This is a genomic window from Ruminococcus flavefaciens MA2007 (assembly GCF_000621845.1).
GTDB classification, from domain to species: domain Bacteria; phylum Bacillota; class Clostridia; order Oscillospirales; family Ruminococcaceae; genus Ruminococcus; species Ruminococcus flavefaciens_E.
In genome coordinates this window covers 146,876-159,111 of sequence record NZ_KK211355.1, presented here as the reverse complement: position 1 = coordinate 159,111, position 12,236 = coordinate 146,876, and the positions used below count along the sequence as shown (strand labels likewise).

Genomic DNA, 12,236 nt, shown 5'->3' with positions numbered 1-12,236 from the left:
GTATCACTCCTACATTTTTTCCAGCTTTGCAAGTATGGATACAAAGTAATCGGGCAGGTCGCTGACGAACTCCATATACTCCCCTGTTGTGGGATGGATAAAGCCTATTTTACGGGCGTGAAGGCATTGTCCCTCTATGCCCTTGTAGGGCTTTCCGTAAACGTCGTCCCCAAGTACGGGGTGTCCGATATAGCTGAGGTGAACACGTATCTGATGAGTACGTCCCGTTTCGAGCCGCAGTCTCACATGAGCGTAGCCGCCGTACTGCTTTATTACGCTGTAATGAGTAACAGCGTTTCGGGAATTTTCCGTGGTAACGCACATCTTCTTGCGGTCTGTCTTGTGACGCCCTATAGGAGCGTCCACAGTTCCCTCGGTTTCCTTGAAATAGCCGCAGGCGACTGCCTCGTACTCACGGGTGAAGCTGTGCTCCTTTATCTGCTCAGCAAGCTTCAGATGAGAAGCGTCGTTCTTGGCAACTATGAGAAGTCCGCTGGTGTTTTTGTCGATACGGTGCACGATACCCGGACGGATAACGCCGTTTATCCCCGACAGGCTGTCTCCGCAGTGATGAAGCAGAGCATTTACCAGTGTTCCCGTATAATTGCCGTGTGCAGGGTGTACCACCATGCCCTTGGGCTTGTTTACAACCAGCAGGTCGTCGTCCTCATAGACGATATCAAGGGGTATATCCTCGGGTACAGCGTCCATAGGCTCGGGCTCGGGTATCTCCACGGATATCTCCTCGCCGCCTCTGAGCTTGTAGTTCTTGCTGACAGCCTTGCCCTCCGCGAGAACAAGTCCCTTTTCAATGAGCCCCTGTACCGCAGAGCGCGTAAGCTCCGCAATATTATCAGAAATGTACTTATCTATACGGCTCCCCTTATCCTCGGGAGAAGCTGTGAGTATCACCTGCTCACTCATTTTCTTCCGCCTTTTCGGACTCTGCTTCCGCAGCCTTCTTAGCCTTTTCTATCTTGGGATCGATGAAAAGTGCGTACCAGATAAGCATGATGAAAGCAAAGGTGACGCAGATGTCAGCCACGTTGAAGATAGCAAATCTGAATGGCTTGAACTCGAACATATCCACCACGTAAGCAAAGCGGAAACGGTCGATAAGATTGCCGATACCTCCTGCGATAAACAGCGCGATGGCTGTGCTGAGGAACTTCGAGCGGCGGTATACCTTAAAAAGCACCACTATGCCTGCCAGCACAACAAGGCTCGTAAAGCCGATGAGGAACCACCTCTGTCCCGACATACTTCCAAAGATAGCGCCGTCGTTTTCAAGGTAGGTAAGGTCGAATATCTTGAAGTCTCCGATACGGATAAAGTCCATAGTACCTACGGGTTTGAGCTCATGTACAGCCCAGTATTTCACGAGCTGGTCAGCTCCTACAAGGACAGCCACCAGCAAAGCAAGTATTATCAACAAGTGTGTATCCTTTCAATAAGACTGCCTGTCGACCAAAAAGCCGACAGGCAAAGAATGATATTTTAAGCTTCTACAGCTATAGCGCATCTCTCACAGAGTGTGGGGTGGTCGTGATTTGTGCCAACGTACTTGCTGAAGCACCAGCAGCGCTCGCACTTGTCGCCCTCAGCCTTTGCTACAGCGAATGCTGTCTCGGCTGTGCCTGCCTTCTCTACCTCAACGCCTGAAACGATGAGGATATCCTTGAGCTGGTCTGCCAGTGAAGCATATCTGTCGTAGTCAGCGTCGGAGCTCTTGATGATTATCTTAGCCTCAAGGGACTTACCGATAGTCTTTTCGTTACGAGCATCCTCAAGAGCCTTGTTAGCTCCGAGACGTGTATTGTAGATGAACTCCCACTTGTCCTTGAAGTCGTCGGTGAACTCGATACCGCTCTTCTCAGGCATCTGGTTGAGGAATACGCTGAGCTTGTCGTCGCCTGCGGAGTGAGGCATGAACTGCCATATCTCCTCGGCTGTGAATGAAATGATAGGTGCGGCAAGTCTTGTCATCGCACTGATTATGCGGTACATTGCCGTCTGAGCTGCGCGGCGGAGAACTGAATCCTCCTTCTCGCAGTAAAGTCTGTCCTTGATTATGTCAAGGTAGAAGTTTGACATATCTATTACGCAGAAGTTGTGGAGAGCGTGGAGCGCAATATGGAAATCAAATGCGTCGTAGCCCTTCTTCATTGTGTCGATAAGGTTATCGAGCTTCATGAGAGCCCATTTGTCCAGCTCTGTGAGCTGGTCGTCGCTTACGCTGTCCTTGTCGGGATCGAAGCCTGCGCCGTTGCCCAGGTTGCCCAGAATGAAACGAGCAGTATTTCTTATCTTCTTGTAAGCGTCGGAAAGCTGACCGAGGATAGGCTTTGAGATACGGATATCGCTGTGGTAGTCAGAAGAAGCTGCCCACAGACGGAGTATATCAGCGCCGTACTGGTCTGTTATCTCGCTTGGATCAATACCGTTTCCGAGGGACTTGTGCATTGCCTTGCCCTCGCCGTCAACTACCCAGCCGTGAGTGCAGACAGCCTTATATGGTGACTGTCCCTTGTATACGACTGATGTGAGGAGCGATGACTGGAACCAGCCTCTGTACTGGTCAGCACCCTCGAGATAGAGGTCAGCAGGCCATGAAAGGCTCGGGAAGTCCTTGCCCTCCATAACAGATGTATGTGATACACCGCTGTCGAACCATACGTCCATGATGTCGTATTCCTTGGTGAACTCGCCGCAGCCGCACTCGCACTTAACGCTTGCAGGGATAAATTCCTTTGTATCCTTTATCCACCATGCGTCGCTGCCCTCCTTGCGGAAGAGCTCGGAGATAGCGGAGATAGTCTCGTCATTGCAGATAGGCTTGCCGCAGTCCTTACAGTAAACAACAGGTATCGGAACGCCCCATGTTCTCTGACGTGAGATACACCAGTCGCTTCTGTCGCGTACCATGCCCTTGATTCTGTCCTCGCCCCACTCAGGGATCCACTGAACGGACTCGATAGCCTTGATAGCCTCGTCCTTGAAGCCGTTTACGGAGCAGAACCACTGCTCTGTAGCTCTGTATATGATAGGGCTGTTACATCTCCAGCAGTGTGGGTACTGATGGACGATCTTCTGTGTAGCCAGCATAGCGCCAAGCTCTGTGAGCTTTGCAGCGATAGCCTTGTTAGCCTGATCTGTGTCCATGCCCTCGAATTCGCCTGCTTCCGCAGTCTGCTTGCCCTTTGAGTCAACGCATACGATGATACCGATATCGTCGTACTTCTTGCAGACCTCAAAGTCCTCAACACCGTAGCCGGGAGCTGTATGTACGCAGCCTGTACCGCTTTCAAGAGTAACGTGGTCGCCTACGATTATGGGTGACGGACGGTCATAGAGGGGGTGCTTGGTCTTCATGCCCTCGAGCTCTGCACCTGTGAAGATATGCTCAGTGGTATACTCAGTGATACCTGCTGTCTCCATAGTTGTCTTTACGAGCTCCTCAGCCATTACGTAGTACTCGTCGCCTACGTGAACAAGTGTATAGTTGTACTCAGGACCGAGGCAGATAGCAAGGTTGCCCGGGATAGTCCATGTAGTAGTTGTCCAGATAACGAAATATATCTTTGAAAGGTCAAGTCCAAGTCCTGTGAAGATTCCCTTGTCATCAGTTACGTTGAACTTTACATAGATAGAATAGCATGGATCGTTGGAGTACTCGATCTCAGCCTCAGCGAGAGCTGTGTTACAGTCAGGGCACCAGTAAACAGGCTTCAAGCCCTTGTACATATAGCCCTTCTTTACCATTGAGCCGAATACCTCTACCTGCTTTGCCTCGTACTCGGGACGAAGTGTCAGGTAAGGATAGTCATAGTCGCCCAGTGAGCCCAGTCTCTTGAAGCCCTTCATCTGGTTAGCGACCTGAGTCATAGCGTACTCACGGCAGTGCTTTCTGAGGTCTACCGCAGGGATAGCTCCGTTCTCAACGCCGATAGCCTTCATAGCCTTCAGCTCGATAGGAAGACCGTGGGTGTCCCAGCCGGGAACGTAGGGAGCACAGAAACCGTTCATATTCTTATACTTAACGATGAAGTCCTTGAGGGACTTGTTAAGAGCATGACCGAGGTGTATCTCGCCGTTTGCATAGGGAGGTCCGTCATGGAGAACATATGAGGGCTTGCCCTTGTTCTTCTCTACCATTTTGTAGTAGAGTCTTTCATCTTCCCATTTTTTGAGAGTTTCAGGCTCTCTCTTAGGCAGATTTCCGCGCATCGGGAATTCTGTCTGCGGTAAATTAAGAGTACTGTTATAATCCTGTGCCATACTATCCGATCCCTCTACAAAAGACTGAGGGATCCTCCTTTCGATCTTTTTAATTTTTGATTATTCCTCGACCTCTGCCGCTACAGCAGCTGCGATCTCCTCTGCTGTCTCAACCTTGTCCTCTGTCTCATCTTCAGCTGTCTCGTTGTCGAATGTCTCAGGCATAGATGAGATGAGCTCTAAGTGGCTCTTGTACATATCGAACAGGCTCTTCTTGAAGTCTGCTACCTGCTGCTGAGCCTCGATGAGAGCTTCCTTTTCCTTAGCGATCTCCTCGCGGTTCTTTTCCATAGCCTCAGCGTGCTGACGAACAGCCTCGTCCTCGAGAGCAGCAGCCTTTTCCTTAGCCTCTGCGATTATCTGCTCAGCCTTTTCGTTAGCGTCGTTGAGGACCTGATGTCCCTGCTTCTGAGCACCGAGGAGTGCGTCCTTGAGAGCGTCCTCGTCTCTCATGTATTCTCTTACCTTATCAGCGAGCACCTGTATCTTGCTGTTAGCCTCTGCACGCTCGCGCTCCATTTCGTCGAGCTCTGCCTCCAGCTGAGAGAGGAACTCGTCGATCTCCTCCTGCTTGTAGCCGAAAGCTGCCTTTTCAAATCTCTTATTTCTGACGTCCTTTGAAGTTATCATTTCATTCACCTCTAAATATATTTTTTAAGATCAATGTGTATGCGTCCCTTTTTAGTAGAGCCGTTTATTTCTGAAAGCACAAATCTTCCGATTCCCCTAATTGACAATACATCTCCGCCCCTGAGTTCGTAGGAGACAGATGAAACAGGCAGATGATTGACCTCTGCCTTATCTGAACGGATAAGCGCCGCCGCTTTTTCACGGCTCAGATGAGCGGCAAGTCCCACCACGCAGTCAAGGCGCAATGAAGCCACCGTACCGCTGATAGTCCGGAACTTCTGAACATTTTCCAGCTCAAAGGGCTTGTCATCAGCAATTTTCACGCCGACTCTGCCTATCTTTGATATGGAAGATGTTATGCTCCTTGCAGCTACCTCAGTGACAAACGCCTGAGTGACGCCCTCGGAGACAACTATATCCCCGATTATCTCACGTTTGAGCTGCAAGCCCATAAAGCTGCCGAGAAAGTCCCTGTGGGTGAGCTTGTCCTCGCTTCGGTAGGTGAAGGTCAGGCACACAAAGGGGTACTCCCCCTCCACATAGTCCTCGCAGTAATCGGGATAGACCGCAAGCATTTTCCGTCTTGCGTCATCGTATCCGCCCCAGAGCCGATACCTGAGCTCACCTGTATGACCTTTGCACCAAGCCTCGGCTTCCACGCACTGTCTCTCGTCGAAAAAAGACGAGAACACCGCCGCGCCGTTTCTTTCGCACAGAGCTGTCATATCCGCAAGCCTTGCGGCAAAGAGCTTATCCGACGGCTCGTTCATCAGATGAATACGCCGTTATTCTCCAGCTCGCCAACTAAGTCCTCGCCGATGAAGCCTACATTATAAGGAGTAATGATGTAGGTAAGGTTAGCTACCGGCTTGAGGCTTCCGCCGTTTGCATAAGCAACGCCAACGAGGAAGTCGATTATTCTTCTCTTATTCTCGGGAGAAGCTGTCTCGAGGTTGAGAACTACTGTTTTCTTAGCAATGAGATGGTCAGCTATCTGCTTAGCGTCTGTGAAAGCAGAGGGCTTTACGAGAACTACCTGTAACTGTGCTGTAGTCTGTATATTAACGACCTTGTTTCTTCTGCCGCCGCCGCCAAGACCGCTTGGTGCGCCCTCATTTACGGGAGCGTCTTCCTGGTCGGAAGGCTGGAAACCGCCGCGCTCACGCTCGTGACGAACGGGAACATCAGCTTCAAAATCATCATCATCTGCAGCAAAGAAAAAATCCTTAATACCGTCAAAAAGTTTCATCTTAATACTCCTTCTCCGCATTATTTGTTTTTTATATTTCTCTTCACAGGATCAATGCGGAGTATCCCGTGTTGATCTCAGCATTCCGCTGCGAATTACTTTGAATAGTCTCTTGCGCCGAAAAGACCTGTTCCGATACGCACCAGTGTCGAGCCGTACTTTATGGCTTCTGCGTAATCGTGAGTCATTCCCATTGAGAGCGTATCCATTCCCTTTCGCTCCGAGGAGACCTTATCGTAGAGCTCCTTCATTCTGCCGAGGAAGATATCGCTGTCCGAGGGCGGCGGGATAGTCATAAGTCCTCTTATACGTATGCCTTCGAGCTCCGAGAGCCCGTCCATAAGCTCATCAAGTCCGTCGGGAGCGATACCGCTCTTGGAATCCTCTCCGCCGATGTTGACCTCACAGAGGATATCCATTACCCTGCCGTTCTTAACGGCGAGGCGGCTTATCTCCTGTCCCAGCTTCAGGCTGTCAACTGACTGTATCATGCTTACGGAATTTATGATATATTTGACCTTGTTGGTCTGTAAATGTCCAATAAACTGTACCTCGGCGGACTTGTCATAGAAGTCAGCCTTTGAAAGGTACTCCTGCACTCTGTTTTCTCCGAGAAGGTCTATCCCAAGCTCTACGGCGTGATTTATCGCCTCGGGAGCAACGGTCTTTGTGACCGCCATTATTCGGATATTATCGTCGGAGCTTCGGTACCTGTCCTTGGCTTCGGCGCATCTCTCTCTTATTATGCGCAGGTTCTCGTCGATATAAGCGAGATCATTCTTTTTCGTCATCTTTATCGACTCCCTCTAACATAATATCATCGTAAAGCTGCAAATACTCGCTTTCGGGATGCACCTTTGAGAGGACGTAATCATTTCCCTCAAATCTTACATCTATCTTTTTAAAGAGCACCTGCTCGCCCTTACGGATATAAACGCCCTTGCTTGTCATTAACTTTTCCTTTTCGTTGCCGTTTTCGTCGGTATAGGTCTCCTTGACATCGGCAAAGCGGATAGCCTCACGGGGAACTTTAAGTCCCTCGTACTTCTCCTTTCCGTCGATAAGCGAGATGACCTCGACTATCTCGGCTCTGTGCTGTACAAGCTCGTAATTGAACTTGCTGCACGAAATGATGATAAGGCTCCTGTCGGGCTTTTCATCGCGGATATCGTAAATAACAGCAGGATAAGTCTCGGCTGAGGAATCAAATTTCAGCTTGACCTCCTTGCCGATCTCGTACTCCTTCTTGGAGTTGTCAGCAACCACGGCAAGATACCAGCCGTAACCGTCGATAAGCTTTCCGACGACATTCGGGGCTGTTGACTTTCTGTCAGTTATGCTCTCCACCTCGTCGCAGGTGAGCTTGTCCAGCGTCTTGCTGCTGAGTTCCTCCTCATAGCCGTCGATATAGCTGGCAAAATAAGCGGATCTCTGAGCCTTTATGGTCTCGCTGGAGGAGAGCGTCTTTGCGTCGAGCTTGGCGATCTCTGACTTTATATCGGATATCTTCTGGTCAAAGCCCTGTACCTCTTCTGTCATTATCTGATATGTACTGAGCTGTACGAGAAGATCGTCCTTCACTGTTTCAAGGCTGTCGTAATCCCCCATATCCCTGTAGTAGATAAAGCTCCTGTAGCTCTCGTTGATATTCTCGGAGATGCTGGCAGGCTGTGCAGATTCCATAGTACCCGGATTCTGTATCTTTTCAAGGATATTCAGTTCCTTCCGGAGCATAGCCTTCTGGCGCTTTATGCTGAGCTGCTCGTCGGAGGGATAGGCTTCTGCGATAACGCTGCCGTTGCCCACCTTTCCGCCGTCGGACACATTATAGCTTAGCACGCCGTTTCCGCTGTAGAGGATTATCTCCTCATCTCTTATAAATACGCCCTTGTACTCCTTTGAGGACACCGAAGTCGCCATAAGAGCCGCGACCGTATTGCTCTCTCTGTTGCGGAAGTTATATACTATGCTGACAAAGATTATCAGAAGCAGCACAAGGACAACATTTCTCAGAAGCTTGACCATGAAGCTGCCTTCCGACTTGGAAAATCTCATTCAGATCACCCTTAGTCGTTCTTTTCTGAAGCGTCGAGGATAGAAACTGCTCTTGCGGGGATAATAGTGGAAATAGCGTGCTTGTAAACAAGCTGCTGCTTGCCGTCGCAGTCGAAGATAGCAACATAGCTGTCAAAGCCTCTTACCATTCCCTTGAACTGGAAGCCGTTGGTCAGGATAATTGTAACCATTATCTTGTCTTTTCTGCACTGGTTAAGAAATACATCCTGCAAATTGATTGTTTTGTTCATACACATTCTCCTATCTGGTATATTTGTTTGCCTGCGTATTTTTGTGAGTAAAATGTTTTTCCAAATACAGTACACAGAAATACACACAGTTTATTATAGCACATTTAAAAATAATTTGCTATAGTTTTTTTGCATTTTTCTAATATTTCTTCATTTTTATTAAATCTGTCCAAAAAAAGCCATTCTATACGCCCGTTTTTCCGAAACCACGTCAGTTGACGCTTGGCATAACGCCGCGTTTCCTGCTTTATTATGGCGATACAGTCGGAAAGCTCCGCTTTTCCCTCGAAATATGGGATAAGCTCCTTGTAGCCGATAGCGTTGGCGGCGGTCTTCATGCCGCTCTCCTGCCAGAGCTGACGGGCTTCTTCGACGAGACCTGCTTTGACCATTTCGTCCACACGCAGGTCTATCCTGTTGTAGAGAGTCTGCCTGTCCTCGTAATTCAGCCCGATGATCAGCGAATTATACGGACTTTCCACCAATTTGCTCTCGCGCTTGAGGTCGCTGAATTTTCTTCCCGTAACGTGACAAACCTCAAGAGCGCGGACTACTCTCACCAGATTATTTGGGTGTATGCCCTCTGCGGCTTCGGAGTCGATCTCCGCAAGACGGGCGTGGAGCGCCTCGTTGCCGTTTTCACGGGCAAAGGCATAGAGCTCATCGCGGTAAGCCTCGTCGCTGCCGCCCTCTGAAAACTTCACATTTTCAAGGAGAGAATCCACATAAAGCCCCGTACCGCCCACTATTATGGGGAGCTTTCCACGGGAGAGCACTTCCTGTATCTTCTCGTTTGCAAGCTGTACATAGTCTGCGGCGCTGAAGCTCACGTCCCTGTCGAGGATACCCATGAGATGATGTGGTATCCCCTGCTTTTCGGCTTCTGTGGGCTTTGCAGAAGCTATGTCCATGCCCTTGTATATCTGCATGGAATCGGCGGAGATAACTTCTCCGCCGTAAATCTTCGCAAGCTCAACGCCCAGCCATGTCTTGCCCGACGCCGTCGGACCGACAACTGCAAGCACAAAGGGCTTATCATTCGTTTTGTTCATTATCAAGTTCTCCCGACTGTATGCGTTTTATGCTCTTTTTAAGCCTTAACTTTTTGCTCAGCCTTACTGTGATGACCAATGAGATTATAACTACCGCAAGGGCTATAAACATCACAGGCACAAGCACTATCATAAAATAGGCAGGTCCCTGATTCACATCGCAGGTCAGACTGCTGCCGTTTGCCTCTATTTTATAGTACGGATCGCCCCATGTTACCTTTTTCACCTTGACTTCATTGGTAGTACCGAGGATATTTCCGTCCTTATCGCAGTAGGCTATCTTTATGTGACGGCAATGGTTGAACAGTTTTTCAGTGCCCACTTCCACTGCAAACTCCATGTGCTTGTTTTTCGACTCGGGCGACATATCGACTTGTTCCAATGTAATGCTCTTATGCTTCAGAAACAGGCTCGTATAGCCGTCCTTATTATATTTTGCAAGCTCACAGCTGCTGTCAACTCTGAGAACCGAACCATTATACACATTGAAATCCATATTGTTCTCTTCCCATTTTCCTTTTACCAGTATATCCGCAAAGGCAGTACCCTCGGGTACTTCGCCGAAGTCTATATCCAGATGAGATGTATCAACGTTCCATGCAAAGGCATTTATACCGCCGAAAATGCACATAAACACCGCAAAATATACTGCGATAAGAGCTTTTACTGCTCGTTTCATAGCCTCTCCTTACGTTCTCTTGAACTGGTGGGATATATTACTCTTGGTCATGGTGAACATAACAGGTCTGCCGTGAGGGCAATGGCGTATCCTCTCGTCGAAGTAGACCTGCTCCGCAAGGGACTGGAGCTCCGCGATATCGTTCTTGTCGTTGCCCTTTATTGCCGATTTGCAGGCAACTGTGTGGAGCATATCGTCCAGCACATGAGACTGTGGATCATGGCTGTACATACGGAGATTGTTTGCTATTTCGGAGATGATATCCTCCATATCAAGCTCCATTATGAAGGTGGGAACAGCCGTTGCAACAACACATGGCTTCTCGGAGAAATCAAAGGTGAAGCCCAAGTCCGCAAGGAGCTCCTGATTTGTTTCAAGGGCGCTGAACTCGTCACCTGTGAGGAGCACACGGACTCCCGTAAGGAGCTGCTGGCTGTACTGCTTGCAGTTGCGGCTCTTTAAGCGCTCGAAAATAATTCGCTCATGAGCGGCGTGCTTGTCTATCATTATCATGGTGTCGTCGCCAACTTCCGCAACAACGTAAAGCCCGAATGCCTCGCCGATAACGCGAATCTTCGGCTTTTCCGTCCATACCGACTCCTTGGGAGCTTCGCTCTCCGCAGGCTTCTGGACGGGTGCTGCGGCGAATGCCTGCTGTGTGATGTAGCTGAATCCCTCAACAGCCTTAGGCGGCTCGGGCTCAGAAACAGGCTCGGGAGCTTTTACGGGCTCGGGGATATTCTCCTGTACGGGAGCAGTCTCAGCTTCTCTTTCATACACGGGAGCTGCCGCCTGTACGGGCTGGTCATAGGCAGGGCTCGGCGTAATATCCGCAGTTATAGGAGTTTCCTCAGCTGCGGGCTTTGGAGCTGTGTACACAGGGGCAGGAGCTTCATATACAGGCTTGGTTGTCTCGGCAAGCTTCTGCTCGGTCTCCTCTATCTTGTCAACGGGAGTGAACATGAACTCCTGCTGCTTCATCTCCTCCTGCTCGGGAGCAGCCTTTGTCCAGTCCGCATGGGGCTTCAGCTCGAATTCGTAGATGAGACCGTCCTTCATCATGGCATTCTTCACAGCGAAATATACCGCGTCGGACACGGATTTCTCGTTGGTGAATCGCACCTCCGCCTTGGTGGGGTGGATATTGACGTCCATAGTGCTGGGCGGCAGGTCAATGAGCAGTACGCAGGCAGGAAATTTTCCCGTCATTATCATGTTTGTGTAGGCGTTTTCCAGAGCCGCAGAACAGAGCCTTGAACGGACGTATCTGCCGTTTACGAAAAAGTTCTGGAAAGCGCGGTTGTTCTTGGAGTACAGCGGCTTTATAACGAAGCCGCTTACCTTTACGCCCTCGTACTCATAGTCCACAGGCATAAGGTCACGGGCGAAATCACGTCCGTAAACTGCGTATATCGCAGAAAACAGCTCCCCGTCGCCGCTGGAGTTGAACTCCGTGCGGTTGTCGCGGATAAATCTGAAAGCGATATCGGGGTGGGACATGGCTATTTTCTGGAGGATAGTGCTCACCGCATTGCCCTCGGTGACGTCCTTTTTCATGAACTTGCGCCTTGCAGGGACATTGTAGAAAAGGTCGCGGATTATGACGGTAGTACCGTCGGGGCAGCCGCTCTCCTCGTGGGACTTCTCCACGCTGCCCTCTATGGTATAGAGAGTGCCGTAGAGTCCCTCTTTCTGCTTGGTCATTATCTCCACACGGGCTACAGCGGCAACAGAGGCAAGAGCTTCTCCGCGGAAGCCCAGAGTGAGGATATTGTCAAGGTCCTCCTTTGCGCTTATCTTGCTTGTGGCATGACGAAGAAAGGCTTTGGGAACGTCGCCGAATGACATTCCGCAGCCGTCGTCTGTAACGCGCATATAGGTAGTTCCGCCGTTTTTTATCTCCACGGTGATATGAGAAGCGCCCGAGTCTATGGAGTTCTCAACCAACTCCTTGATGACCGATGAGGGGCGCTCGATGACCTCGCCTGCGGCGATAAGCTCTGATATTTCCTTGCTAAGGACGTTGATAGGGGGCATTGTTT

At 49.9% G+C, this 12,236-nt stretch carries 12 protein-coding genes; all 12 read right to left on the bottom strand.

All coding sequences use genetic code 11. The features are described from left to right. Positions 1 to 9: 9 nt before the first annotated feature. On the bottom strand, positions 10 to 924 hold the full coding sequence (locus T497_RS0113770) for an RluA family pseudouridine synthase (protein WP_028516117.1): 915 nt from the start codon (positions 922 to 924) through the stop codon (positions 10 to 12). Then, positions 917 to 1,432, bottom strand: a complete 516-nt coding sequence (gene lspA, locus T497_RS0113765) for a signal peptidase II (RefSeq protein WP_242840022.1) — start codon at positions 1,430 to 1,432, stop codon at positions 917 to 919. The genes T497_RS0113770 and lspA overlap by 8 nt, the downstream gene beginning before the upstream one ends. A 65-nt stretch (positions 1,433 to 1,497) precedes the next feature. After that, positions 1,498 to 4,278 (bottom strand): isoleucine--tRNA ligase, encoded by a 2,781-nt coding sequence (ileS, locus tag T497_RS0113760; protein WP_028516115.1) that lies wholly within the window; start codon positions 4,276 to 4,278, stop codon positions 1,498 to 1,500. Between the two features lie 60 nt (positions 4,279 to 4,338). Then, positions 4,339 to 4,908: a DivIVA domain-containing protein gene (locus tag T497_RS0113755; RefSeq protein WP_028516114.1), complete on the bottom strand. Its 570-nt coding sequence runs from the start codon at positions 4,906 to 4,908 to the stop codon at positions 4,339 to 4,341. Between the two features lie 11 nt (positions 4,909 to 4,919). Continuing rightward, positions 4,920 to 5,678, bottom strand: a complete 759-nt coding sequence (locus tag T497_RS0113750) for an RNA-binding protein (RefSeq protein WP_028516113.1) — start codon at positions 5,676 to 5,678, stop codon at positions 4,920 to 4,922. Further along, a complete protein-coding gene (locus T497_RS0113745; protein ID WP_028516112.1) occupies positions 5,678 to 6,157 on the bottom strand; it encodes a cell division protein SepF in 480 nt (159 codons plus the stop codon). The genes T497_RS0113750 and T497_RS0113745 overlap by 1 nt, the downstream gene beginning before the upstream one ends. A gap of 95 nt (positions 6,158 to 6,252) precedes the next feature. Then, positions 6,253 to 6,948, bottom strand: coding sequence for a YggS family pyridoxal phosphate-dependent enzyme (locus T497_RS0113740; RefSeq protein ID WP_028516111.1), 696 nt, complete (start codon positions 6,946 to 6,948; stop codon positions 6,253 to 6,255). After that, complete coding sequence (locus T497_RS0113735; protein ID WP_028516110.1) at positions 6,932 to 8,212, bottom strand: HlyD family efflux transporter periplasmic adaptor subunit; 1,281 nt, start codon at positions 8,210 to 8,212, stop codon at positions 6,932 to 6,934. The genes T497_RS0113740 and T497_RS0113735 overlap by 17 nt, the downstream gene beginning before the upstream one ends. Before the next feature lie 11 nt (positions 8,213 to 8,223). Then, positions 8,224 to 8,463, bottom strand: coding sequence for an RNA chaperone Hfq (hfq, locus tag T497_RS0113730; protein ID WP_019679069.1), 240 nt, complete (start codon positions 8,461 to 8,463; stop codon positions 8,224 to 8,226). A gap of 104 nt (positions 8,464 to 8,567) precedes the next feature. Continuing rightward, positions 8,568 to 9,515 (bottom strand): tRNA (adenosine(37)-N6)-dimethylallyltransferase MiaA, encoded by a 948-nt coding sequence (gene miaA, locus T497_RS0113725; RefSeq protein WP_028516109.1) that lies wholly within the window; start codon positions 9,513 to 9,515, stop codon positions 8,568 to 8,570. Next, positions 9,499 to 10,194: a hypothetical protein gene (locus T497_RS0113720; protein WP_028516108.1), complete on the bottom strand. Its 696-nt coding sequence runs from the start codon at positions 10,192 to 10,194 to the stop codon at positions 9,499 to 9,501. The genes miaA and T497_RS0113720 overlap by 17 nt, the downstream gene beginning before the upstream one ends. 9 nt (positions 10,195 to 10,203) lie before the next feature. Then, on the bottom strand, positions 10,204 to 12,231 hold the full coding sequence (gene mutL / locus T497_RS0113715; RefSeq protein WP_028516107.1) for a DNA mismatch repair endonuclease MutL: 2,028 nt from the start codon (positions 12,229 to 12,231) through the stop codon (positions 10,204 to 10,206). Positions 12,232 to 12,236 lie beyond the last annotated feature (5 nt).